Source organism: Streptomyces lydicus, from assembly GCF_000717345.1.
GTDB classification, from domain to species: domain Bacteria; phylum Actinomycetota; class Actinomycetes; order Streptomycetales; family Streptomycetaceae; genus Streptomyces; species Streptomyces lydicus.
Map to the genome: position 1 here is coordinate 46653 of NZ_JNZA01000001.1, position 24212 is coordinate 70864.

22 protein-coding genes are annotated in these 24212 nt (G+C 74.9%); 12 read left to right on the top strand and 10 right to left on the bottom strand.

Annotated features, from left to right (window positions below; all coding sequences use genetic code 11):
• The first annotated feature begins 149 nt into the window (after positions 1-149).
• A complete protein-coding gene (locus OO62_RS00215) occupies positions 150-2996 on the top strand; it encodes an AfsR/SARP family transcriptional regulator (protein WP_033265225.1) in 2847 nt (948 codons plus the stop codon).
• Here OO62_RS00215 and OO62_RS00220 read toward each other — a convergent pair.
• Positions 2957-4279 (bottom strand): DUF4419 domain-containing protein, encoded by a 1323-nt coding sequence (locus OO62_RS00220; protein ID WP_033265031.1) that lies wholly within the window; start codon positions 4277-4279, stop codon positions 2957-2959. The genes OO62_RS00215 and OO62_RS00220 overlap by 40 nt on opposite strands.
• A gap of 77 nt (positions 4280-4356) precedes the next feature.
• Positions 4357-5652, bottom strand: a complete 1296-nt coding sequence (locus tag OO62_RS00225) for a HEAT repeat domain-containing protein (RefSeq protein ID WP_129322938.1) — start codon at positions 5650-5652, stop codon at positions 4357-4359.
• A 218-nt stretch (positions 5653-5870) separates the two neighbouring features.
• Here OO62_RS00225 and OO62_RS00230 point away from each other — a divergent pair, with 218 nt between their 5' ends.
• Entirely contained in the window at positions 5871-7394 is a 1524-nt protein-coding gene (locus OO62_RS00230; RefSeq protein ID WP_033265033.1) for a GMC family oxidoreductase, read from the top strand.
• A gap of 49 nt (positions 7395-7443) precedes the next feature.
• Here OO62_RS00230 and OO62_RS00235 read toward each other — a convergent pair whose 3' ends face one another.
• Positions 7444-7821 (bottom strand): VOC family protein, encoded by a 378-nt coding sequence (locus tag OO62_RS00235; RefSeq protein ID WP_033265034.1) that lies wholly within the window; start codon positions 7819-7821, stop codon positions 7444-7446.
• A 295-nt stretch (positions 7822-8116) separates the two neighbouring features.
• Here OO62_RS00235 and OO62_RS00240 point away from each other — a divergent pair, with 295 nt between their 5' ends.
• On the top strand, positions 8117-8563 hold the full coding sequence (locus tag OO62_RS00240; protein ID WP_033265035.1) for a hypothetical protein: 447 nt from the start codon (positions 8117-8119) through the stop codon (positions 8561-8563).
• Positions 8564-8777: 214 nt separating this feature from the next.
• On the top strand, positions 8778-9719 hold the full coding sequence (locus tag OO62_RS00245) for a Rieske (2Fe-2S) protein (RefSeq protein WP_033265036.1): 942 nt from the start codon (positions 8778-8780) through the stop codon (positions 9717-9719).
• Between the two features lie 32 nt (positions 9720-9751).
• On the opposite strand, the gene OO62_RS00250 is transcribed toward OO62_RS00245, so the two are convergent.
• On the bottom strand, positions 9752-10420 hold the full coding sequence (locus tag OO62_RS00250) for an HAD family hydrolase (RefSeq protein ID WP_033265037.1): 669 nt from the start codon (positions 10418-10420) through the stop codon (positions 9752-9754).
• Between the two features lie 248 nt (positions 10421-10668).
• On the opposite strand from OO62_RS00250, the gene OO62_RS00255 reads away from it, so the two are divergent.
• Genes OO62_RS00255 through OO62_RS00275 form a run of 5 tightly spaced genes read left to right on the top strand, consistent with a single transcriptional unit; the run spans position 10669 to position 14438 of the window.
• Positions 10669-11703 carry an acyl-CoA dehydrogenase gene (locus OO62_RS00255; protein WP_033265038.1) on the top strand — a complete coding sequence of 345 codons (1035 nt, stop codon included), beginning with the start codon at positions 10669-10671 and terminating at the stop codon, positions 11701-11703.
• Positions 11700-12464, top strand: coding sequence for a PIG-L deacetylase family protein (locus OO62_RS00260; protein ID WP_033265039.1), 765 nt, complete (start codon positions 11700-11702; stop codon positions 12462-12464). Before OO62_RS00255 ends, OO62_RS00260 begins: the two co-directional genes overlap by 4 nt.
• Positions 12461-13078: an SAM-dependent methyltransferase gene (locus OO62_RS00265; protein ID WP_033265040.1), complete on the top strand. Its 618-nt coding sequence runs from the start codon at positions 12461-12463 to the stop codon at positions 13076-13078. The genes OO62_RS00260 and OO62_RS00265 overlap by 4 nt, the downstream gene beginning before the upstream one ends.
• On the top strand, positions 13075-13875 hold the full coding sequence (locus OO62_RS00270) for a glycosyltransferase family 2 protein (protein WP_051732404.1): 801 nt from the start codon (positions 13075-13077) through the stop codon (positions 13873-13875). Before OO62_RS00265 ends, OO62_RS00270 begins: the two co-directional genes overlap by 4 nt.
• 5 nt (positions 13876-13880) lie before the next feature.
• Positions 13881-14438 (top strand): hemerythrin domain-containing protein, encoded by a 558-nt coding sequence (locus tag OO62_RS00275; RefSeq protein WP_033265227.1) that lies wholly within the window; start codon positions 13881-13883, stop codon positions 14436-14438.
• Positions 14439-14450: 12 nt separating this feature from the next.
• On the opposite strand, the gene OO62_RS00280 is transcribed toward OO62_RS00275, so the two are convergent.
• The 4 genes from OO62_RS00280 to gndA form a co-directional block, all read right to left on the bottom strand.
• Complete coding sequence (locus tag OO62_RS00280) at positions 14451-15239, bottom strand: VOC family protein (protein ID WP_033265041.1); 789 nt, start codon at positions 15237-15239, stop codon at positions 14451-14453.
• A gap of 56 nt (positions 15240-15295) precedes the next feature.
• Complete coding sequence (locus OO62_RS00285; protein ID WP_033265042.1) at positions 15296-15622, bottom strand: hypothetical protein; 327 nt, start codon at positions 15620-15622, stop codon at positions 15296-15298.
• Positions 15623-15797: 175 nt separating this feature from the next.
• On the bottom strand, positions 15798-16367 hold the full coding sequence (locus OO62_RS00290) for a type 1 glutamine amidotransferase domain-containing protein (RefSeq protein WP_033265043.1): 570 nt from the start codon (positions 16365-16367) through the stop codon (positions 15798-15800).
• A gap of 235 nt (positions 16368-16602) precedes the next feature.
• A complete protein-coding gene (gndA, locus tag OO62_RS00295; protein WP_033265044.1) occupies positions 16603-18042 on the bottom strand; it encodes an NADP-dependent phosphogluconate dehydrogenase in 1440 nt (479 codons plus the stop codon).
• A gap of 245 nt (positions 18043-18287) precedes the next feature.
• Here gndA and OO62_RS00300 point away from each other — a divergent pair, with 245 nt between their 5' ends.
• From OO62_RS00300 to OO62_RS00310, 3 genes are read left to right on the top strand one after another with little or no spacing between them, the layout of a single operon-like run.
• On the top strand, positions 18288-18908 hold the full coding sequence (locus OO62_RS00300; protein ID WP_033265045.1) for a metal ABC transporter ATP-binding protein: 621 nt from the start codon (positions 18288-18290) through the stop codon (positions 18906-18908).
• Positions 18905-19777: a metal ABC transporter permease gene (locus tag OO62_RS00305; protein ID WP_033265046.1), complete on the top strand. Its 873-nt coding sequence runs from the start codon at positions 18905-18907 to the stop codon at positions 19775-19777. The genes OO62_RS00300 and OO62_RS00305 overlap by 4 nt, the downstream gene beginning before the upstream one ends.
• Positions 19726-20544, top strand: a complete 819-nt coding sequence (locus OO62_RS00310) for a metal ABC transporter substrate-binding protein (protein ID WP_033265047.1) — start codon at positions 19726-19728, stop codon at positions 20542-20544. Before OO62_RS00305 ends, OO62_RS00310 begins: the two co-directional genes overlap by 52 nt.
• Positions 20545-20614: 70 nt before the next feature.
• On the opposite strand, the gene OO62_RS00315 is transcribed toward OO62_RS00310, so the two are convergent.
• Together OO62_RS00315 and OO62_RS00320 are read right to left on the bottom strand one after the other, a co-directional pair.
• Positions 20615-22339 carry a class I adenylate-forming enzyme family protein gene (locus OO62_RS00315; RefSeq protein ID WP_051732408.1) on the bottom strand — a complete coding sequence of 575 codons (1725 nt, stop codon included), beginning with the start codon at positions 22337-22339 and terminating at the stop codon, positions 20615-20617.
• Positions 22336-24129 carry a CoA transferase gene (locus OO62_RS00320; RefSeq protein ID WP_033265048.1) on the bottom strand — a complete coding sequence of 598 codons (1794 nt, stop codon included), beginning with the start codon at positions 24127-24129 and terminating at the stop codon, positions 22336-22338. The genes OO62_RS00315 and OO62_RS00320 overlap by 4 nt, the downstream gene beginning before the upstream one ends.
• Between the last annotated feature and the right edge of the window lie 83 nt (positions 24130-24212).

Sequence of the window (24212 nt, forward strand, 5' to 3'; positions counted from 1 at the left end):
CTCTCTTTCGGTTGCCCGTCCCGCCCCTGGTGGGCGAGATGGCGACCACTGTGCTCCGCCGACCGTGGACGAACCTTGAGAAGAGCTTGAAAGCGCTGGTCAGGGCCGCTGGTTTCGGTTTTAGGATCGGGCTCCGGGGGGTGGTCCGCATGACGGTGGAATTCCGGGTGCTGGGCGGGGTGGAGGTTCTGGTCGACGGCAGCCGGGTGGACCTGGGGCCCGCCCGGCAGCAGCGCCTCCTGGCGGCCCTGCTGATCGGCGCGAACCAGGCGGTGACGGTGGACCAACTCGTCGAGCGCGTCTGGGGGGAGGACGCCCCGCAGCGCGCCCGGTCGACGCTCTACAGCTATCTGTCCAGGCTGCGCCACGCCCTGCGGCCCGCCGAGGAAGCGGCGCGGATCGCCCGCCGCTCGGGCCGCTACCAGCTGACCGTCGACCCCATGGCGGCCGACCTGCACCGCTTCCGCGCCCTCACCCCCCTGGCACGGGCCGCCGCGGACGCCGGCGACGAGGACGAGGCGGCGCGGCTGTTCGAGGAGGCCCTCGCGCTGTGGCAGGGAGCCCTGTGCCCCGGCACGGACACCCCCTGGTTCAACTCCCAGCGCGACACCGCGCACGCGGAGCTGCTCGCCGCGGCCCTCGACCGGGGCGACCTCCAGTTACGCCGCGGACGCCACGCGGAGCTGGCGCCCGTCCTGACCGACCACGCCGAGCGGCACCCCCTGGACGAGCGGATCGCCGCCCAGCTGATGCTCACCCTCTACCGCTGCGGCCGTCCCGCCGACGCCCTCCACCACTATCAGGAGCTGCGCCACCGCCTCGCCGAAGAACTGGGCATCGACCCGGGGCCGGCGCTGCGGGAGCTGTACCGGCAGATCCTGGTCTCCGACCCGCGCCTCGCCCCACCGGACCGCGCCCTGGTGAGACCCCGGCGCACCGCGCCAATCCCGCGTCAACTCCCCGCGCTGCCGCCCCTGTTCATCGGCCGCGACCGGGAACGTGCCCGGCTGGACAAGATGCTGACCCCGCAGGCCGCGCCGGGCGACGCGGTGCCGGTGTCCACGATCTGCGGCCCCGGCGGCGTCGGCAAGACCTGGCTCGCGCTGCGCTGGGCTCACGACCAGCAAGAGCGCTGCCCCGACGGGCAGTTGTACGCCGATCTGCGCGGCTTCACCCCCACCGGCGACCCCCTGGACCCGTACACGGTCCTGCGGGAATTCCTCGATGCCCTCGGGGCCGACCCCGCGCACCGCCCGACGGCCCCGCACGCCCAGGCCGCGCTGTACCGCAGCCTCACGAACGGCAAACGCCTCTTGATCGTCCTCGACAACGCCCGCGACACCGACCAGGTGCTGCCCCTCCTGCCCGGCAGTCCCACCTGCACGGTCCTGATCACCAGCCGCCACCAGCTCCCCGGTCTCGCCGCCGCCCACGGCACCACCCACCTCACCCTCGGCACACTCGACGACGACGAGGCGCACGACCTGCTCGGCCGCCGCCTCGGCGCCGACCGGCTCGCCGCCGAACCGGCCGCCGCGGCCCTGCTCCGCCACCACTGCGCCGGGCTCCCGCTGGCCCTCAGCGTCCTCGCCGCCCGCCTCACCACCAACCCGGTGCTCACCCTCACCGCCCTGGCAGCGGAACTGCACGAGACCGCGACCCGGCTCGACGCCCTGGACACCGGCGAGACGGGCACCGACGTACGGACCGTCTTCGCCTCCTCCTACCGCGCCCTCGACCCCGACTCCGCCCGGGTCTTCCGGCAACTGGCCCAGGCACCTGGCGCCGACATCGGCCTGGCCGCCGCGGCCGGCCTCACCGCCCTGCCGGCCGCCCGGCTCCGTACGAGGCTGCGCCGCCTCCAGGCCCACCACCTCCTCCAGGAGCGCAGCCCCGGCCGCTACAGCTGCCACGACCTGCTGCGGGCGTACGCCGTCGAACTCGCCGGAACCGTCGCGCCCGCCTCGGAGGGGCAGCAGGCGCTCACCCGGGTACTCGACCACTACGTGCACACGGCGTACGCGGCCGACCGGCTCCTGGTGCCGCACCGCGACCCGATCCGGCTCGTCCCGGCGCCCCCCGGCACCCACCCCGAGCAACTCGCCACGCACGACCGGGCGATGCGGTGGTTCACGGACGAGCACGCCGTACTGTCCGCTGCCGTCGACCGCGCGGAGCGCACCGGACACGACGCCCACGCCTGGCAGCTCGCCTGGGCGCTCACCACCTTCCTCGCGCGGCGGGGACGCTGGGCGGACCTGGCGGCCCTGCACACCACGGCCCTCGCCGCCGCGGAACGCATCGACGACGTGGCCGCCCGGGCCGAGTCGCACCGCACCCGCGCCTTCGCCTGCACCGAGACCGGCCGCCTCGCCGAGGCACACCGCGAACTGGCCCGGGCGCTGGCCCTGTCGGAGGCGAGCGGCAACCGCGCCTCCCTGGCCCACACCCACCTCGCGCTGGGCTGGCTGTACGAACGCGAGGGCGACCACCCCGCGGCCCTGCGCCACGACCGCAGCGCCGTGGACCTGTTCACCGCGCTCGGGAACCTGCCCTGGCGGGCCCGCGCCCTGAACGCGCTGGCCTGGGACCACGCCCGGCTCGGCGACCACCCGGCGGCGGTACGCAGTGGCCGGGAGGCGCTGGCCCTCCAGGACGAGCTGGCGGACGAACGCGGCCAGGCCGGCACCTGGGACACCCTCGGCTACGCCTACCACCATCTCGGCGACCACCCGAAGGCCGTCGACTGCTACCGACGCAGCCTGCACCTCAACCGCGCCCTGGGCCACCGCTACAACGAGGCCGAGACGCTGGTCCATCTGAGCCGCACCCACCGGGCGACCGGATCGGTCGACGCGGCCCGTGAGGCCCTGCGTCAGGCCCTCGCCCTCTACCGTGAGATCCAGGCGCCCGACGCGGAAGTGGAGCAGGTCCGCGCCCTGTTGGCGGAGCTGTCTCAGAGCGCGCGCAGGGCGGTGCCGAGGTCCGGGCCGTAACGGGACCAGCACCGGACGTCCCCCGCGTCGGACACCAGGTCGCCCAGGTACCAGTCCCCGTCGCCGGCCCGGACCGCGCAGCTCCCGTCCAGCGCGAGCGCCCAGTCGGCCGCAAGGGGCGCGCCCTGGTAGGTGACGGAGCCGAGACCGGTCAGCACCCGCGCCTCCGGGCAGCCGGTGACGCGCCGGACGTCGTCCAGGGTCCACGGCTCGGGCAGCTGCGCGTCGCGACGCCCGGCGGGGGCGGGGAGGAGCTCGGCCACGGCATGGCCGAGCCGGGGCCGGATCCATGCCCCCTCGCGTTCGATGCCCAGGACGCCCCCGAGGAAGGCCATGTCGGCGGTACCGGCGGGGGTCTCCCAGCGGAACGGGACGCGGGAGACATGGGCCGGGAACTCGTCGTCGGGCGTGGTGCCCGGGCCGAAGGACCGCTTGGGACACGGCCCGTCGTCGGTGTACCGGTGGGCGAAGAAGGCGCTGATCCAGCCGGTGACGCGGTCGCCGCCGGAGGCCGACTCCCACTTGTAGAGCGAACCCCAGAAGGCCCGGTCGACGCCCCATCCCGAAGCCGTCGTGCTGATCGCGTCGAGCACCGGCTGCAGCGCGGCGAACCACGGCCGCAGGCCCTCGAACCACCCCGCCAGCTCCCGCACCCGCGCCGCCAGCAGGCGCCAGTCCCGGTCCGTGCCTTCGAGCCGGATCCGGGGGATGCCGCAGAGCGTCTGCCAGCGGAAGCGGTAGTACGGGCTGACCACGTCCATCAGCGCCACCAGCGCGGCGGTCGCGTCGGCCGGGGTGGTGGTCGAGAAGGCCGGCTGGAACAGGTCGGCCACCTCGTCGCCGATCCGGGCGCGCAACGGCCCCTGCACCAGGTTGAGCGAGCGCTCCCAGTCCAGCGGGGCCAGGTCGTCGCGCACGGTCAGGGTCTGCCGGTGCCCGGGCGTATCGGTGAAGACCCCCTCGTACGTACCGGAGTTCAGCCGGACGTGCACCGCGACCTCGTGCACGACGGCGTACCAGAGCAGGTCGGGGGAGAGGCTGAGCGGCAGATGGGCCGTGAAGCAGAGGTGGACGGCGCGCAGCAGCAGGCTGGAGGTGGGCTCGGTGCCGTTCCCCGCCGCGGTGGGCCGGCCGACGAGGCGGTCGGTGCTGCGGTGCGCCAAGCGCACCGGGTCGCGGAGAACCGCGCGCAAAAAGCCCTCGTTGCCCACCTCGGCGAGCCCGGCGGCGAGCCGCGCCGCCTCGTCGTCCTCGGCAACCGCCAGCTCCATCTCGAAAGCCATCCGCGTTCCCCCGTGCTCCGTGTCGGCCCCGATCCTAGGCCGCGTCCGCCAGGCCGCCGCGAGCGGAGCCGCAGTCGCTACCCGGCAGCGGCCGTGCGGGCGCGGCGGCGGCGTACCTCGTCCAGGCGCCACCAGGTCGGGGACTCGGGCTCGGCGTCCGCGGCGAAACGGGCGAGCACCGCGTCGGCGCGCGGGTCGTGGCGCAGGGCGAGGCCGGCGGCGGCCTCCAGGCGGGCGGGGGCGTACGGGTCGGTGAGATGGGCGGCGAACAGGGACCGCAGCTCGGGACTGTCGGGGCCGTAGGTGGCGAGCGCGTGCAGGGCGGCCTCGCGGGTCTCGGGCCGGGGATCGTCGCAGCGGGCGGTGCACAGGTCGACGACGGCCGGGTTGCGGTTCATGGACGGGCCCAGTTCGTGCAGCACGCGCTCACGGACGGCGCCGTCGTGGTGGCTGCCGAAGGGGAGGATCGCGTACAGGTCCTCGCCGGTGCCGTACTCGTGCGCGTACCAGGAGTGCGCGAACAGCGCCCCGTCGAGGAGCTCGGGGTGGTCCTCGTCGGTGGCCAGGTACGCGCGGAGCAGGTCCAGGGCCTGCCGCCCGTGGCGCCAGGGACGCCGGAGGAAGAGGTGGGTGGCGATGGCGGACAGCAGGTCCAGGGCGAAGCGCCGGTGCGGCGGTTCGGGGGAGCGGATGAGCCGGGCCGCGCACGCGAAGGATTCCTCGTCGGCCCGGTCGGCCAGCCGCCACACCGAAGCCTGCCAGTCGCGGAAGCCGTGGCGGGCGTGGTGCAGGGCACGGTCGGCCAGCTCGTCCGGGGTGGTGGCGAAGGTGCCGATGGTCTTCTCCACGTCGGTGACGAGAGCGCGGTGCGCGGTTTCGACGGTGAGCGTGCGCCCGTCGGCAGCGGTGGCGTGGATGCGTACGGCGACCGGTGTGGGGTCGTACAGGTGCGGATTGTCCGGGTCCACGTCCTCGTGGACGTCCTCGTACGCGAAGGTGACGTCCCGCCCGCCGCCCAGCCGCCGCCGCAGCTCGTCCTCCTCGGAGCCCCCGAGCCAGGCGCGCGCCGCCTCCAGCGCCCGCCGCTGACGGGCCACCGGCCCCGGCAGCAGCGCCATCACCATCGAGTACGCGCCCCGGTCGGCCGCCTCGGCGACCAGGTCGACGCCGCCGGTGAATTCCGTGCGGTCCGGGTCGGCGCCGACGGCCACGAGGCGCTCCGCGATCCGGTGCCGGCCCGCACGGACGGCCCGGGTCAGCAGAGCCGCGCCCGCCGGCCCGGCGAGCACCGTCCTCGGCGCGTCGTCCAGCAGTCGCGCCACGGCGCTCTCGTCCCCGGCGGCGACGGCCGCACGCAATGCCCCTGTATCCACCGGCGCATCGTGCGGCAGGGAGGCGCTGCGGCGCCAGCGCATTACGGCGCCGCGAGGCCGGGGTTGCCGGGTGACAATCCGTCACATCGCTTGCGGGGCAAGCCATTCACCGTCCGTCGTGGCCGCACGATACGTTTCCCTAGCCGGCGGCGTCAGACGGGAACGCCGCTCGGGAACTCGGCGCCCGGGGGGCGCCCACCGGTGAGGGGGAGCGGGGCATGGTGGCGGAGGAATACGACTACGTCGTCATCGGGGCCGGGTCGGCCGGCTGTGTGCTGGCCGCGCGGCTGTCGGAGGACGCGGACCGGACGGTGCTGCTGCTGGAGGCGGGGCCGGAGGACACCAAGGCGGAGCTCGCGGTGCCGGGCGCGTGGCCCGCGTTGGCGGGCACCGAGGTCGACCACGCCTACACCACGGTGGCGCAGTCCGGCATCGGCGGGGCGGCGGTCGCGTATCCGCGCGGCAGGACCCTGGGCGGCTCCAGCGCGATCAACGCCATGGTGTTCCTCCGGGGGCACCGCAACGACTACGACCGCTGGGCGGCGGCCGGATGCACGGGCTGGGACCACGAGGCGCTGCTGCCGTACTTCCGGCGGATGGAGACCGCCGCGGGCGGCGACCCGAAGTTCCGCGGCGACAGCGGCCCGATGCGCCCGGCGCCCGCCTCGCCCGATGTCGCCCACCCGTTGTCGCAGGACTTCCTCGACGCGGCGGTGGCGGCGGGCCATCCGTTGACCGGTGACTTCAACGGCGCCGCCCAGGAGGGCGCCGGCTGGCACGACATGAACATCGCCGACGGCGCACGGCAGAGCGCCGCACGGGCCTATCTGCACCCGGTCCGCGCCGAGCGGCCGAACCTGACCGTCCTGACCGGCGCCCGCGCCCACCGGCTGACCTTCGACGGCAACCGGTGCACGGGCGTGGAGTTCCGGTGGGCGGAGCGGACGGTCACCGCCCGGGCCGCGGCCGAGGTGCTTGTCAGCGCCGGTGCCGTCGACTCGCCGCGGCTGCTCCTGCTGTCCGGTGTGGGCCCCGCCGACGAGCTGCGCCGGGCCGGCGTCGAGGTCCGCCACGACCTGCCCGGCGTCGGGCGCAACCTGCACGACCACCCGCTCTGCCCGGTCGTCCACGAAGCCGGCCGGCCCGTGCCCCCGGGCCACACCAACCTCGCGGAAACCTCGCTGCTCTGGCGCAGCGACGCGTCCCTGCCGGGGCCCGACATGCAGCTGATGTTCATCCATGTGCCGTACCACCCGACGATGCCGGCGCCGGCGAACGGCTTCACCTTCGGTGTGGCGACCGTCCCGGAGAGCCGGGGCTCGGTGCGCCTCGCCGACGCCGACCCGGACACGCCGCCGCTGATCGACCCCAACTACCTCGGCACGGAAGCGGACATCAGGCGCATGCTGCACGGCATCCGCACGGCACGGGACATCGCGGCGACCGGGCCCCTCGCCCGGTGGCGGTCGCGCGAGGTGCTCCCCGGGGACGGCGTCACCGACGAGGCGGCGCTGCGCCGCTATCTGGCGACGGCCACCGGGACGTACTTCCACCCCGTGGGCAGCTGTGCCATGGGGACCGGCGCCGACGCGGTGGTCACTCCCCACCTGACCGTGCACGGGCTGATGGGGCTGCGGGTGGTGGACGCGTCGGTGATGCCGACGATCGTCTCCGTCAACACGAATCCCGCGGCCATGGTGATCGCCGAGAAGGCGGCCGACCTGATCCGCGGGGCGGCCTGACAGGGGCGGTCGCCGCCGCTCCCCACCGGGGCTCCGGCCCGATGCGCCGTCAGGTGGCGAAGGGATCCGGCTGGACCATCTGGAAGAGGTTGCCGTCCGGGTCCCTGCCGACGGCGAGCAGGCCGATGTCCGGGACGGGGATGGTGGGAACGGTGATCTCGCCGCCGTGGTTCTCCACCGCCAGGGTCGTGTCGTCGATCGACGTGACGAGCATCCGGACCAGGAATCCGTTGACCGGGGCCGCGGGGTCCGGGTGCGGGCCCTGACGGGCCAGCAGGGTGCCGTCGATGCCCGGTTCCCCGTTGCCGGTGCGGATCACCCAGCGGTTGCCGTCCTTCTCGATGGACCAGCCGAAGACCGCCGTGTAGAAGGAGCGTGCGCGCTCCACGTCCGTGGCGTGGATCTCGAAGTGGACCGGACGAGCCATCACATTCCCTCCGGGCCGGTGCCGGGGCGGGGCAGCCCCGGCGTCGCTGTCGCTCGTACGTACCCCATTGCACACCCGGCCGCGGGGCCCCGCCACCGACGGCGCTCCCGGTGTTGCGGACGGCCGGTGGTGCGCTACGGGCACCCGTTGGAGTGGCAGCGTTCCGCCATGTGGTCGTAGCGTGTCGGCAGAGGAGCAACGACCGCCCCGCGGGGATGTCAGGCGTCCGTCAGGCGGACCGCGCGCCCCGCGTCGCAGCCGGTGTCCATCCGAACGAAACGGTTGAGGAGCGGATATGGGAGCTCGCAGGGCAAAGGGAGCACTTCTGGTCTGTGCCGGGACGGCACTGGCGGCAGCCACCGTGGCGGCACCGGCCGCCGCCTCCTCGGCGCTGCCCGCGACAGGCCGCGTGGCGGTCATCGACTGCGCCGGGAAACCGCAGGTGCGCCCCGGCACCTACACACTGGCCTGCGGCGACGGCAACAACGTCCTGACGTCGCTGCGCTGGTCGCAGTGGCAGCCGCGGTCCGCGGTGGCCGACGGAAGCGACATGGTCAACGACTGCCGGCCCTTCTGCGCTGCCGGCCACTTCCACCGCTACCGCGTCCACGTACGGCTGGACCACCCCCAGGCGCGCCCCGGCCACCCCGGGCAGCGGTACTACACCCGGCTGACGCTCTCGTACCCCGGTCAGCGGCCGAGCGGCACCCCGCGCGTCATCACCGTCAAGCTCCTGGGCTGAAGGGGCCCGCGCGCCCCACTCGGGCCCCGGCCCGGCCTCCCGCCCCGCCCGCGGAGTGCGGTGCGGAGTCCAACGAGCACGTTCCTGCGCCGAGTTGCCGTGTGCGGCCGAATGTGCGGGAGGCCGGCAGACGGCTGCGCTGAAGCTGTCGAGTCGCCGAACGCCGGGCCCCGCGCGAGGATGGGCCGTCGGGAGCGACTCGCGAGGAGGCATCATGCGGCTTCCGGTACGACGCAACGGCTTCTCCGCCGCCGCCCGGCAGGCGGCGAGCGCACGGGGCGCCGCCGCACGCGCCGAGGACGCGTTCCTCGACGCGCTCGACGCACTGGGCCGGCAGAAGGCGCTGGACGCGGTGGTCGCTCCCGTACAGCGGGTCGTGCGTGCGCTCCCGCTGGGCGGCGCCCGCGACGTCCTGCACGGACTCCCGTTGGGCCATCCGCTCCACCCGGTGCTCGTCCAGGTGCCGATCGGCGCCTGGATGTCCGCGTCGGTCCTGGACGCCGTCCCCGGCACCCGGCGCTCGGCCAGGTTCCTGGTCGGCCTCGGCGTGCTCGCCGCCGCGCCGGCGGCCGTCGCGGGCTGGGTGGACTGGGCCGAGCAGCACGAGGACCAGATGCGGACCGGGCTGGTCCACGCGCTCTCCACCGCTTCGGCGGTCGGGCTCTACGCGGCGTCCTGGGTGCAGCGCGGCCGCGGCCGGGTGGCGCTCGGCAAGGCCCTCGGCTGGGCCGGGCTCTGCGTCGCCGGCGCCGGCGGCCTGCTCGGCGGGCACCTCGCCTTCCGGCAGGCCGCGGGGCCCAACAAGACGGAGCCGGTGCCGCACCTGCTGGAACCCGACTGGCTGCCCCTGGGCAGCATGGCCGAGTTCCCCGCCGGGGAGGCGGTGCGCCGGATGCTCGGCGAGGTGCCCGTACTGGTGGTGCGCGAGACGGGCGGCCTCATCCACGTGCTCGCCGACCGGTGCAGCCACCTCTCCGGGCCGCTCTCGGAGGGCACGGTCGCCGACGGCTGCGTGGAATGCCCCTGGCACGGCAGTGTCTTCCGGCTCGCGGACGGCAAGAACGTCCGTGGCCCGGCGACCGCGCCGCAGCCCGCGTTCGAGGTACGCGTCGACAGCACCGGCACCGTCCACGTACGCCTGCCCGGTGCCGGCTGAGCGCGACTGACTTCCGTCACTTCGGCCGCGACTCACTTCAGCAGGGACGACTCCAGCCGCGCCAGCAGAGCGCCCGGCCCGTCGTAGACCTCCCGCGCGCCGGCGTCCAGGAGGTCCTGGCGGCAGTGGCCGCCGCTGAGCACGCCCACGCAGGCAACCCCGGCCCGTGCGCCGGCCTTCATGTCCCAGACCGTGTCCCCGACGAAGACCGCGCTGTCCGGCTCGGTGTCGGCCTCGGCCAGCGCCTGTTCCACCAGGTCGGGGGCGGGCTTGCTGGACTCCACGTCGTCCGCGCCGGTGACCGCGGTGAGGGCGTCCTCGGCATCCAGCGCCGTGCGCATGGCGTTCAGTTCCGCCTCGCTCGCCGAGCTGGCGAGCACCACTGTCCAGCCGCGTCGGGCACAGGCCCGCAACAGGTCGGCGGCACCGTCGAACGGCGCCAGCCGGGGCCAGTACTCGGCGTACAGCGTCTTGTGCGCCGCGCTGACGGTCGCGTCGCCGTCGCGGTCACGGTCCGGGCCCAGCAGATGGCCGATGAGATGGTCGGCACCCATACCGACCGCCTGGTGGATGTCGGCCATCGGCACCCGGTGACCGGACTGGCGGAACGCCTCCCACCAGGTGACGGCGTGCAGGTAGGTGGTGTCGACCAAGGTCCCGTCCACGTCGAACAGCGCGGCTCTGCGGTCGGTGGTGTTCATGAGGCCCGTCTCTTTCGCAGGGATGCGGAGGTCTCCTTCTCCCCGGGCGGCTGCCCACGCCGCCGGGACCCGATGCGGCGCCCCGGCGTCCGGGCGTGCCGTTCCTCCATGGCACGACCGATCGGTGGTGATCGCATCCCAGCGGCCGCCCGCCCCGCCGTGCGTCCTCCGACATGCGGGCGACGCGCAGAGCGCCGCAGACTACGGAGGTGACCGGACGCAGGCCGGTGAGGCGCGCAGGAGCTGATGTGACCACGGATGCGGCGTACCCCCTCCGTACGGACCCGGACCCCGGCGCCGAGCCGGGCCCGCCGGGGCCGGCGGAGCTGTGCCGTGCGGTCGCGCGGCGTTTCACCGCCCTGGTCGACGGCGGCACACTGCGCCTCCCGCTCCCCGGCTCCGGGCGGACCCGCGAGCGTTTCCGCCGCCTCGCCGACCTCGGGCGCGAGGACCTCTGCGTCGCCCGACTGGCCGAAGGGCACACCGACGCCGTGGCGATCCTCCACGAACTCGGCGGCCCCGCGGTACGCCCCGGCGAACGCTGGGGCGTGTGGGCGGCGCACCCGCCGGGCCCGGGGGTGCACGCGCACCGTGACGGGGCAGCCTGGCGGCTCACCGGCGTCAAACCGTACTGCTCCGGCGCGCAGACCTGTACGCATGCGCTGGTGACGGCCGACAGCGACGACGGGCGGCGACTGTTCGCCGTGCGGGTGGCCGGCCCGGCCGTCGCACCGGTGCCCGGCACCTGGCAGGCGGTCGGGATGGCCGGCAGCGACTCCCTCGACGTCCGCTTCTCCGATGCCCCGGCCGAGCCCGTCGGTGACGTGGACGGCTATGTCCGCCGCCCCGGTTTCCAGCACGGCGGCCTCGGCGTCGCCGCGTGCTGGCTGGGCGGCGCCCGAGCGGTGGCCGCCACCCTCTTCGCCGAGGCCGGGCGCCACCTCCTGGACGCGCACGCCGCCGCCCACCTGGGGGAGGTGGACGTGCTGCTGCACGCGGCCGGGACGGTGCTGGAACAGGCCGCGGATGCCGTGGACGACGACCCGTTCGACCGTGGCGGCGGCGCACGGCTGCGCAGCCTCCGGGTGCGCGCCCTGGTGGAGCGGGTCTGCACGGACGTCCTCCACCACGTCGGGCGGGCGACCGGCGCCGGACCGCTGTGCCGCGACGCCGCGCACGCCCGGGCGGTGGCCGACCTCGGCGTCTATCTGCGCCAGCACCACGCCGAACGCAGCACCGAGGAGCTCGCCCGGCTGCTCACCGAGACCGAGGGGCGGTCGTGAGCACCGCCCGGCAGGCCGCTGCCGACGCCCTCGACGCCCCGGGCACCCCCGAGGCGGAATGGGCCTCCTGGGCCGGGCTGCGCCGGCTTCCCTCCGCCGTACCGCCCAACGGGCCGGTCGTCGTCGTGGCCGCCCACCCGGACGACGAAGTCCTGGGCTTCGGCGGGACGATGGCCGTGCTGGCCGCACGCCGCACCCCCGTACACGTCGTCTCGCTCACCGACGGCGAAGCCTCGCACCCGCGCAGCCGCCGGATCACCGCCGAGCGGCTCGCCCGGGTCCGCCCGGCCGAACTCGGTGCCGCCCTGGACGAACTCGGCCTGACGGCGGCCCGCCCGGAGCGGCTCAGGATCCCGGACACCCGGGTGGACCGCTACGAACCCGCGGTACGCAGCCGGCTGGTGGCGCTGCTCCACGAGGCCGACGCGGCCCTGTGCGTGGCTCCCTGGACCGGTGACCTGCACAGCGATCACGAGGCCGCCGGCCGCGCGGCGGCCGCCGCCTGCCGCGTCTCGGGGGTGCCGCTGTGGATGTACCCGGTGTGGATGTGGCACTGGGCCCGCCCCGGTGACACCCGCGTGCCCTGGCACCACGCCGCCCGGCTGACGCTGCCGCCCGGTGCCGCGGCCCGGAAGGCGGCCGCCATCGACCGGTTCGCCAGCCAGATCCACCCGCTCGGCGACGACGAGGAGAGCGCGGCGATCCTGCCGCCGGAGGAACTCGCCCACCACACCCGCCCGTTCGAAGTGGTCTTCCGATGAGTACGCCCGCGGACTACTTCGACGCCATGTACGCCACCGCGGCGGATCCCTGGGACCTCGCCGGCCGCTGGTACGAGCAGCGCAAGTACGCCCTCACCCTCGCGTCGCTGCCCCGCCCCCGCTATCGCGCCGCCTTCGAGCCCGGCTGCTCCGTCGGTGTCCTGACCCGCCTGCTCGCCGCCCGCTGCGACCACCTGCTGGCGGCGGACCGGGTGCCCGCGGCCGTCACCGCCGCCACGGCCCGCACCCGCGACCTGCCGCACGTCGAGGTGCGCCGGCTCGCCGTCCCCGAAGAGTGGCCGGACGGCACCTTCGATCTCGTCGTGCTGTCCGAACTGCTCTACTACTTCGACGCCAGCACGCTCCGCGACACCCTCGGGCGCACCCTGGACAGCCTGGAGCCCGGCGGCACGCTGGTCACCGTGCACTGGAACCACCCGGTCCGCGAACACTGCCGTACCGGCCCCGAGGTCGCCTCCGCGCTGGCCGCCGTCCCCGCCCTCCACCTGCTCACCGAGGTGCGGGACACCGACTTCACCCTGCAGATCCACGGGCGCCGGTACCCCGACGGGACCCCGCCGCCCTCGCCGGCGGCGCAGGAAGGTCTGGTGTGAACGCCGGACGGGTGCCCCGGCCCGCGGCGCTGGCCGTCGTCGTCCCCGCCCACAACGAAGCGCGGGAGCTGCCGGCCGCCCTCCGGGCCCTCCGCGCGGCCGCCCGTCACCCGGACCTGGCCGGTCTGCCCGTGGTGACCGTGGTCGCCGCCGACGCCTGCACCGACGCCACCCCCACCGTCGCCGCGCGGCTGGGCGCGGCCGTCGTGGAGCTGCCCGGCCGCAACGTCGGGGCGGCCCGCGCGGCCGGCGTCGACCACGCGCTGCGGCTGCTCGGCCCGGGCGCCGACCGGGCCTGGATCGCGACCACCGACGCCGACACCCTCGTACCGCCCCACTGGCTGGCCCACCACGCGCACCGCGCCCGGCAGGGCTGGCACTGCGTCGTCGGCACCGTCCGCCTCCGCCGGAGCCCCTCGCTGCCCGAGCGGGCGCGGGCCCTGCACGACTCCCACTACTTCGCCGGCCGGCCGGGCGCGCCGCACCCCTGGGCCCATCCGCATGTGCACGGCGCCAACCTGGGCGTCGCCGCCCGCCGTTACCGGGCGGCGGGCGGCTTCCCGCCCCTGGCACACGGTGAGGACCGTGCGCTCGTCGCCGCGCTCGAAGAGCACGGCTGCCGGATCCTGCGCACCGACGAGTGCCCGGTACGCACCTCGGCCCGGCTCGACAGCCGGGCACCGCACGGCTTCGGCGCCTTTCTGCAGAACCTCGCCCTGCCGACGGAGGCCGCCGCCCCCGTCGGGCCCGCCGGCGGGTCACCTGCCGGGCTGCGCACCGAGACCGGAAGGAAGTGATCGCCATGGCACACGACGGAGACGTCGTCGCCGAGCTGACCGACGACCACCGCGAGGTGGGGGACCTGTTCCAGCGGTTCGAGAAGGCGATGCCGGGCAGCCCGGACCGCAAGCGGCTGGTCGACGCGCTGACCATCGCACTGGTGCGGCACGAGGTCGCGGAGGAGCAGCATCTCTACCCGGCCGTGCGGGAACACCTGGCGGAGGGCGAGGCGCTCGCGGACAAGGAACTCGCCGCCCACCACCGCGTCGAGCTGCTGCTCAAGGAGCTCGAACGGCGCGAACCCGCCGACCTCGACTTCGACCGGCTCGTCGTCAAGCTCAGGACGGAGGTCACCGCCCATGTGGCGGACGAGGAGCGGCAGCTGTTCCCCCGGCTGCGGGACGGTGTGCACCCCTATGTGCTGGAGAACCTCGGGAAGAAGGTGCGCGAGGCGAAGCGCACCGCGCCCACCCGGCCCCATCCCGCGGCTCCCAGCACCCCGCCGGCCAACAAGCTGCTGGCCCCGGGCCTGGGGCTGGTGGACCGGGTCCGTGACGTCGTCAGCGGCCGCGGGCGGTAGCCGCCCCGCGCGTCACGGCCCGTCGCCGGTCGAGACGGTGAACAGGGCGCCGTCCGGGTCGCGGATCACGGCCCGGGGGCCGGCCGCGCCCCCGGCCGGCTCGACGACGGGCGTGACGGTGCCGCCGGCCGCGACCGCCGCCGCGGTGGTCTTGTCGAGGTCGCGGACGCGGAAGTGGACGTGCCACCGCGGGCGGATCCGCGGGTCCGGGGCCGACTCGACGCCCCCGCCCCGCAGCGTGGCGACCGCACGGTCACCCTGCCGCACGATGACCTGCTCCTCCTCGTAGTCCACCCGGCACTCGCTCTCCGGAGTGGCCCAGTCGAAGATCTGCGCGTAGAAGATGGCCGCGTCGAACGCGTCGCGGGTCCGCAGTTCCAACAGGGCCGGGGCGTTGCCCTCGCCCACCGTCCAGGACAAGGACTGCCCTTCCCAGAGGCCGAACCTGGCGCCGTCACGGTCGGCGGCCAGCGCGGCACGGCCGTAGCCCAGGCGGAGTGGCCCCACCGCGACGGTGGCTCCGCGTTCCCGGACCCGGCCCGCGACGTCATCGGCGTCGGCCACGGCGAAGTACGGCGTCCAGTCCACCGGCGCCTGCCAGCCGGGCGCGACCTCCGCGATACCGGCCACCGGCTGATCATCGGCGAGCGCGACGCAGAACGCGTCCCCGAAGCTCGCCGTGCGGAAGCTCCAGTTCATCACCGCGCCGTAGAAGTCCTGCGCGGCGGTCAGGTCGCGGGCCGTCAGGCTGACCCAGCACGGCGCACCGAGCACGGGCGCGACGTGTCGGTCCATCGACATCACAACGTTCTCCTGCGGGGCGCCCGGCGCGCCCGGGTCCGGGTCGGCGGGGCGGTTCAGCGGCCTACTGCTTTGCGGAGTTCATCCTTGTTCATGGTGGAGCGGCCCTCGACGTTCTTCTTCTTGGCCTCCTCGTACAGCTGGTCCTTCGTGGGGCCCTGAGCCCCGCGGTGGGAACGCTCGCCGCCGCGCTGTGACGCGGACTTGGGGTCGCGCAACGACGTCCTGCTCGACGACTTGGCCTCGCCGGAGCGGGCGCGTTCCTTGTTGACGGTGCGCGCGGCGATCTCCTTCGCACGCTTCTCGGAGGTACCGCGCTCCTCGGCCTGTTCCTTGATGTGCTCGTACTGTCGCTCGCGTTTCTTGCTCGAACCCGCAGGCATCAGGCAACTCCTTGATCGAGAGGGGACGGATGAGGTGTTCCGCCGCGCGGCTGCCCGGCAGCCGGCGCCTCCGCGGGACGCAGGAGGCACTTACCAGTCCACGCCCTACGGGCGCCCGGCGCGACACGGGAGAGCCGACCAGGTCTGGACGGCACGCGGGGAGCCGGGGGAGCGGTCAGGGAGCCGTCTCGGTGAGCGCTGCCTCGATCGCCTTCAGGAAGTCCTCCAGGTCGTCGGGCGTGCGCGAGGTGACGAGCGTCCAGCCATTCGAGTGGTCACTGACGGCGGACTCGTCCACCCAGTGGCCCCCGGCATTGCGGATGTCGGTCCGCAGCGACGGATAGGAGGTCAGCGTCTTGCCCTTGACGACGTCCGCCTCGACCAGGCCCCACGGGCCGTGGCAGATCGCCGCGACCGGGCGGTGCGCGGAGGGGAAGGCGCGGACGAGGGCGACGGCCTTGTCCTGAAGCCGCAGCGCGTCCGCGTTCAGCGTGCCTCCCGGCAGCACCAGCACGTCGTACGCGGACGCGTCGACGTCGTCCAGCGTCCGGTCCGGGCTGACCTTCTGACCGGGGTCCTTGTCGCCGACGAGGGTCTGGATCGGGTCGGCGGTCACCGCGGCGATCTGCACCTCGGCGCCGGCGTCCCGCAGATGCTGCACCGGGACGAGAAGTTCGTCCTGTTCCACTCCGTAGTTGGCCACCACGACCAGAGCGGAGCGACCGCTCAGCTTGCTGTCAGCCATGCTTTCTCCTCTTCTCCTGCAGGTCCGCGGGCCGGCCCGGGTGCGGACGGCGTCTGTCTCCGCGGCTGCCCACAGCGCGGCACGCCATGCACCGGGCCGCCGGCCCTGGCTCCAGTCCACCCGGAGACACGGCCGCGCGCGACACGACCGGGCCGATGGTGCCGGTGCGGGAGCGCGCGGGCCGCTCCCGCACCGGCACGCCGTACCACCGCCGGCAGGCGTCGTCAGGCCGGCGTCAGGCGGAGACCTCGGGCCGGTCGTGCTCCGCCCAGCGGGTGTGGAAGCTGCCCTCGCGGTCGGTCCGGCGGTAGGTGTGGGCGCCGAAGAAGTCCCGCTGCCCTTGGGTGAGGGCCGCCGGCAGCCGTTCGGCGCGCAGCGAGTCGTAGTAGGCCAGCGCGGCGGAGAAGGCGGGGGCCGGGATGCCGTGGTGCGCGGCGGTGGCCACCACCTCGCGCCAGCTCTGCTGGGCACCGCCGATCTCCTGGCCGAACTCCTTGTCGGACAGCAGGCTGACGAGGCCGGGGTCGGCGGCGTAGGCCGCGCGGATGCGGTCGAGGAACGCGGCGCGGATGATGCAGCCGCCGCGCCAGATCGCGGCGATCGCGCCGGGGTCGATGTCCCAGTTGTACTCGGCGCTGCCATCCATGATCATCTTCCAGCCCTGGTCGTAGGCGATGATCTTCGACGCGTACAGGGCCTGCTCGACATGGGCGGTGAAGGTTTCCGCCTCGTGGGCGGACAGCGGCCGGGCACCGGCTCCCGGCAGGTCGCGGTAGGCGGCCCGCAGGTCGGTGTGTCCCGACGAGGAGCGGGCGAAGACCGCCTGGGCGATGGCGCTGACCGGGACGCCGAGGTCGAGGGCGAGCTGTACGGTCCAGCGTCCGGTGCCCTTCTGTTCGGCCTGGTCCTGGACGACGTCGACGAAGGGTTTGCCGGTGGCGGCGTCGGTGTGGGCGAGCACCTCGGCGGTGATCTCGATCAGATATGAGTCCAGGCGGCCGGTGTTCCAGCGGCGGAAGATCTCGGCGATCTGCGTCGGGTGGTAGCCACCCACCTGCCGCAGCAGGTCGTACGCCTCGCCGATGAGCTGCATGTCGGCGTACTCGATGCCGTTGTGCACCATCTTGACGAAGTGTCCGGCCCCGTCCGGCCCGATGTGGGTGCAGCAGGGCTGACGGTCCACCTTGGCGCTGATCGTCTCCAGCATCGGGCCGAGCGAGGCGTAGGACTCGGCCGAGCCGCCGGGCATGATCGAGGGCCCGTGCAGCGCACCCTCCTCACCGCCGGAGACGCCGGTGCCGACGAAGTGGACGCCCCGCTCGCGCAGGGCGCGTTCGCGGCGGCGGGTGTCGGCGAAGTGGGCGTTCCCGCCGTCGATGATCATGTCGCCGGGCTCCAGCAAGGGGGCGAACTCCTCGATCACCGTGTCGGTCGGATCGCCGGCCTTCACCATGATCATCAATCGTCTGGGGCGCTCCAGGGCGGCGACGAACTCCTCGGGCCGCTCGGTGGCCACGAAGTTTCCCTCGTGCCCGAACTCCGCGATGAGGTCATGGGTCCGGCTGGGCGTGCGGTTGTGCAGAGCCACGGTGTAGCCGTTGCGGGCGAAGTTGCGGGCCAGGTTGCGGCCCATCACCGCGAGCCCGGTGACACCGATCTGTGCGGTGGCGGCCATACGTACTCCCGTTGGTGGGGCGGACTGTGACAACCGACTCCACCAGACGGAGCGTGGAGCCTGGTGGAGGCACACCCGGCGGTTCCCGGCGGACGGCGACCCGGATACGGGTGGCCCCGTCAGGACTGCCGCCGGCTTCCGGGAACTCCGCGGCCGGTCCGGCCGACTAGTGGGCTGTGGAACGGAGCACGGAGTGGTCAGGTCCCCTTGAGGGACGGCAGAGGGACGGTGCGGGCGGTCTCGAGGTGCGGCTGCGGCACGTGGTGTGCCGGCACGGGCGGCTGGAGGCGGTCCGCGGAGTCGATCTGGAGGTGCGGGCCGGTGAGCGGATCGCGCTGACCGGCACCAACGGATCGGGAAAGACGACGCTGTTGCGGGCGGTGCTCGGTCTGCACCGGCAGGCCGACGGGGAGATCGTCGTCGGCGGCCGGGGCTGCCGCAGCGCCGCCGAATGGGCGTGGCGGCGGCGGGCGTGCGGATGGATTCCGCAACGGCCGGCCGCCGGCCGCTTCCCGCTGCTCGCGAGGGAGCTGCTGGCGAGCAGCGGTGACCTCGCCGAAGCGCGGCACGCGGCCGAGCGGCTGGGCGTGGGCGCCCTGACCGACCGGCCGGTGAGCAGCCTCTCGGGCGGCCAGTTGCAGCGGATGCACCTGGCGCGCGCGGTGGGCTGCGTGGCGGCCGGAGCGGGGGTGCTGCTCGCGGACGAGCCCACCGCCGCGCTGGACTTCGCCGGGCAGGAGGAGGCCGCGGAACTCCTCACCGCACTTCCGGTGACGCTGCTGGTGGTGACGCACGACCGGGCGATGGCCGGGCGCTGTGACCGGACGCTGGAGATGGCGGCCGGCCGGCTGCGGGAGGTCGCGTGAGCGCCCTCGGGCAGGTCGGCGACCTGCTCCAGCTGGTCCCGGTGCAGCGTGCGGGGGCCGGGCTGGTGCTCGCCGCCCTCGGCCTGCCGGTGATCGGTGTGGTGATCGTCGGCCTGGACATCATGCCGGTGCGCTTCGCCATGATGCATGTGGCACTGCTGGGCATCGCGGTGGGTCAACTCGTGGGTCTGGACCCGGTGTTGTGTGCGCTGGTGGCCTGTGCCCTGGCGGGCGCGGGGGTGGCCCCGCTGGCCCGTACGGCGGACGGCCTGTCGGGGGCGATGGGGCTGCTGATGAGCCTCGCGATCGCCGCCGCCCTGCTGATGCTGGCGCTGTCCGGGGTGAACGCCAACGGGGCGTTCGCGCTGCTGTGGGGCTCGATCCTGGCGGTGCGTCCGGCGGACCTCGTGGTGCTGGGCGCGCTGGCGGTGGCCGTACCGGCGCTGTTCGTCCGGCGGCGCCGCGATCTGGCGCTGCTGCTGCACGACCGGGAACTGGCGCTGTGCTCCGGCGTGGCGGTGCAGCGGCTGACCGTGGTGCTGCTGGTCCTGGTGGCGGTCGCGGTCGCCGGCGCCATCCGCCTGACGGGCGCGTTGCTGGTGGACGCGCTGACCCTGCTGCCGGCCCTGGCCGCCCGCCGCCTCGGCCGGTCGCTGGTGTCGATCACACTCTGGGCGGTCGGCATCGGCGTCGTCGTGAACGTCGTCGGCTTCCTGCTCGCGCTGGCCTGGGACCTGCCCCCCGGTCCGGTCCTCGTCCTCGCCGCGGGGGCCATCGCCCTTGCCGCTCATCTGATACCCGAACGGAGAACCTCATCATGGCGCACGTCCGCGTCCTCTTCCGCCCCGTCGCAGCCGTCACCGCACTGAGCGCCGGGCTGGCGCTGCTGACCGGCTGCGGCGGCAACGGCGGTACGGACACCTCGTCCGGCTCATCGCGGACGGGCGCGTCGTCCGGTCCGGAGGTGGTCGCCACCTCCACCTGGGAGGCGGCGCTGGCGAAGGCCGCCGGGGCCAGGAACGTCCGCTACCTCGTCCCCGCGTCGATCCGGCACGCCCCCGACTACGACCTCAAGCCGTCCGACCTGACCGCGGTCGCGGGCGCCGACTACGTGCTCTACGCCTCCTTCGAGCCCTGGGCCGGCAAGATCAAGGAAGCGGTCGGCTCGCACGCGAAGCTGGTCGAGGTCAATCTGGACAACACACCCGCGGCGACCCGGGCCGAAGTGACCGCGCTCGGCAGGAAGTTCGGTACGGAGCGCGCCGCGGCCCGGTGGAACGCCACCTTCACGCGCGCGTGGGACACGCTCGCCCAGCAGGTGAAGGGCGCCTGGCCGGGCGGCAAGGCGCCGGCGGTGGCGTCGCAGAGGTTCACCACGTGGGCGGCCGAGCTGGCGGGCGCGAAGGTGGTCGGCACCTACGGCCCCGAAGCGGTCACCCCCGCCCAGCTGTCCGCACTGTCCGCGAAGAAGCCGAAGTTCGTGCTGGAGAACGAGAACATGTCGAGCGGGACCGTGCTGCCGGGCTCGGGGGCCGAGCAGCTGAACATCGTCAACTACCCGGGCCGGGACCTCGACCTGCTGGCGGTCTACCGCAAGGCGGCCGGGCAGATGGAGAAGGCGTTCTCCGGCTCCTGAGCCGCCGGCGACGTGCACCCCGGGGAGGAGCTGCCGCGGCGGCCCCTCCCCGGTGGCGTGTCCGGCGGCGTCAGCCCGCCCGCACCTGGTCGGCGCTCACCTCGGCGGCGGCCCTCGCCCGCAGCGCGGCCCGGTCGGGCTTCCCCGCCGGGGTGAGCGGCAGCCCGTCGGTCACCAGGAGGACGTGCTCGGGATGCTTGCGGCGCTCCAGACCGCGGGTGTCCAGATGGGCGCACAAACCGGCAAGTTCCGGTGTGCGCCCGGGCCGCGGCACCACGCACGCGGCGAGCCTTTCGCCCATCAGCGGGTCCGGCACGCCGACGCACAGCACCTCGCGCACGTCCGGGTGGGAGGCGAGCTGACCCTCGACCTCGGCGGGGCTGATGTTCGCGCCGCCGCGGATCACGATGTCCTTGAGGCGGCCGATGACACGCAGGGTTCCGGTGGCGTCCAGCATGCCGAGGTCGCCGGTACGGACCCAGCCGCCGGCCGTGCGGTAGCGCATGTTCAGCTCGGGCGCGCCGACGTAGCACAGCGGGGTCATCGGGCCGCGCGCGAGGATCTCCCCGGCCTCCCCGCAAGCCGCCGCCGCACCGGGGGAACTGCCGCCCGGCAGCGGGGCGATGCGGATGTCGCACACGCCGGGATCGGGCCGGCCCACCGCGATGCCGGGACCGGCCTCCGAGCCGTCCTCGGCGGCCGCGCACGCGTCGAGGTCGCCGTGGCAGTTGACGCCGTCGGCCGAGCCGTAGAGGTTGACCACCGCGCAGCCGAAGGCCCGGCGGGCCTCTTCGCGGGTGGCCGCGTCGAGGGCCGCGCCGCCGAGTATCAAGGCGGTCGGCGCGGGGGGCGGGGCGGGCGCGTCCGCCAGCCGGTCGAGCATCATGCGCACCATGGTCGGCACGCCCAGTACGTGGGTGGGCCGGTGGGCGCGGAGCGCGTCCAGGGCCGCGTCGGGTGTGAAACGGTCGAGGAGCACCAGGGTCCCGCCGTGCCGGGCGAGGGTGACGGCGGTGCCGTTGCTGCCGAACGCCGACGCGAGCGGCACCAGGAACAGACAGCGCGGCGGGGTGCCCGGCCGCAGCAGCGAGGCAAGGCCGTTGCCCCGGCCGCCGGCCAGCGCGTTGTGCGAGTACGCCACCATCTTGGGCTCGGCCTCCGACCCGGAGGAGACCAGTATCCGGGCGGCGGTATCGGGGCCGGGGCGGGCCGGTGTGAAGGCGGTCGCGTCGGTGCGCAGCAGCTCGGCCAGCGACGGACAGTGCGCCGGGACCGGGCCGGGGCCGGCCGCGATCACCGTGCGCAGCTCGGGCAGTTCGCCGGGAACCGCGGCCAGTGCGGCCAGCTCCCGCGCGGGCTCGGCGCCCCGGTGTTCGGCGAGGGCGATGACCGCCCGGGCCCCCGAGCGGCCGAGCAGCGAGCGGGCCTCCCGTCTGCCGCGTCCGACCGGGAAGGGCAGCACGACGGCGCCCAGCGCGGCCAGCGCGAGGTCGGCCGTCACCGCGTCCCTGCCGTTGGGCAGCGCCACGCCCACCACGTCACCGGGCCGGACGCCGTGCGCGTCCAGCCCGGCGGCCAGACATCGGGCCCGGTCGTCCAGTTCGGCGTAACTGACCTCGCCGGCCGCGTCGATCACCGCGGTGGCGCCCGGGGCGGCGATCCGGCGGGCCCGGAACAGCGCGTACAGGTCCAGATCGGGGCAGTGGCCGTCGGCGGCCCAGGCGCGCCGCAGCGCCGCGGGGACCAGATCGTGGAACGGGGCGGCGGCGGGCAGGGTGCGGGACGGGATCGTCATGCGAACCTCCAGGGCGAGGGAACAACGAGGGATGCGTGCGCGTCGCGGGTGAACACCCCGGCCAGCCGGGGGTCCGCCGGCAGCGCGCCGAGATCGGTGGTGACGACGGTGGCGGCCAGACCCCGTGCGCGCAGGGCCGCCACAGCCTGGTCCGACGTCAGCTCGCGCAGTCGCGCGGAGAGGGCGCGGGCCGCGTCCGCGGAGTCGTCGGCCGGGGCGAGCCACCCGTCGGCGGTCCGCAGCGGGCGGCGGAAACCGGCCGGGCGGCGCGGATCCCGGCCCGCCGCGGCCCGCCGCAGCGCGGGTGCGGTGAGCGTCTCCGCGGCACCGAGCAGGGACGACTCCACCTGTACGCCGTGACCGGTGCGCTCCCGCAGCAGCAGGCCGGCCAGTACCGCCTCCGCACCGACCAGGCCACCGAGGACGTCGATCAGTGTCATCAACGAAGGCGCCGGCGGTTCGTCGGCGGGCCGGGCTGCCTCGCCGACGCCGGTGCGGGCCTGCACCATGAAGTCGGTGCCCATCGGGGCGTCGGGCAGCCGGCCCGCCCAGCCGCTGGTGTACGTGTACACCAGACGCGGGTTGACCGCGCCGAGAGCGTCGGCACCCAGCCCGAACTGCTCCGCCTTGCCCGGGGCCCAGTTGTGCAGGAAGACGTCCGCGCCGGCGGCCAGCTCGCGCAACTCACCTTGTCCCGCAACGGACTTGATGTCGATCTCCACGCTCCGCTTGCCCCGGTTGAGGGCGAGCCAGCGGGCGGAGACTCCCGAGGCGCACGGGGGCATCCCGCGCAGCGGGTCCCCGCCCGGCGGTTCGATCCGTACGACGTCGGCGCCGAGCAGCCCCAGCAGATGAGCGGCGAGCGGGGCCTGGATGCGGCGGCCGGCTTCGAGAACCGTCAGCCCCCGCAGCGGAAGGGTTCCGGCGGGCAGCGGGTCCGGCGCCGGCGGAACGCCCGCCCCGGCGTACGGAGTCAGCGTCCACGGCGCGGCGGCCGCTTCCCCCACCCTCCCGGAAAGCGCGTGCAGCGCGCACACCTCGGCCCCGGACGCGGCGGCGGCCTGCCGGACGCGCGCCCAGGACACCGCGCCGGCCGCCCGGTGCAGCGCCTCGGGCAGCGGCGCACAGGCCGTGGCGTAGCGGAACTGGAAGGCGGGCCAGCCGGCGCGGATCGGCTCCTCGGGCGCGCCGAGTTCGCGCCAGAACCGGGCCCACGGGCCGGGATCCAGTGCCTCCAGCTCGAATCGGGTGCCGCAGGAGGCGGTGAACGGCGGTCCGCCGGGTGCGGTGGGCACGGCCTCCGCCTCGGGGGCGTTCGCCGCCGCGGCGTACTGGGAGAGCGTCAGCAGCGCGGCCCGGTCGGCACCGGTGGCGACCTCACCGGCCCCGCCGCCGCCCCGCGCCCGGCCCAGCAGCCCGGCGAGCAGCCCCTGCACGGTGAGGACCGCCGCACAGGTGGCGGCGTAGTCGACGGCGAGGCCACGCGGTACGGCGTCGCGTCTCCCGTGGACGTGCATCATCCCGGTGGCCGCCTGGACCGTCGCCTCATCGGAGGCGTCCGCGTCCGGCAGCACATCGGCCCAGGCGGTGTGCGCGGTGATCTCGCCCGGCCCGGGGCCGGCCACGGCGACGCGGGCCGGACCGGTCCGCCCGGCCGGCGCCTCCGCCGCCCGCGCGCCGAGCGCCCTCAGGTGGGCGAGCGCCGGCGCGGTGAGTGCGGCCGGGCCCGCGACCCGTACGTCCACCTCCTCCAGTGGCCCGGTCGTACCGATGACGGTGGGGCTCCCCACGGCATGCACGGCATTCCTCTCCGGCGGCGGCAGGGCGCCGCGTCTCTCGCACGGACGTGGACGTACGGGAACCGGACGGCGCT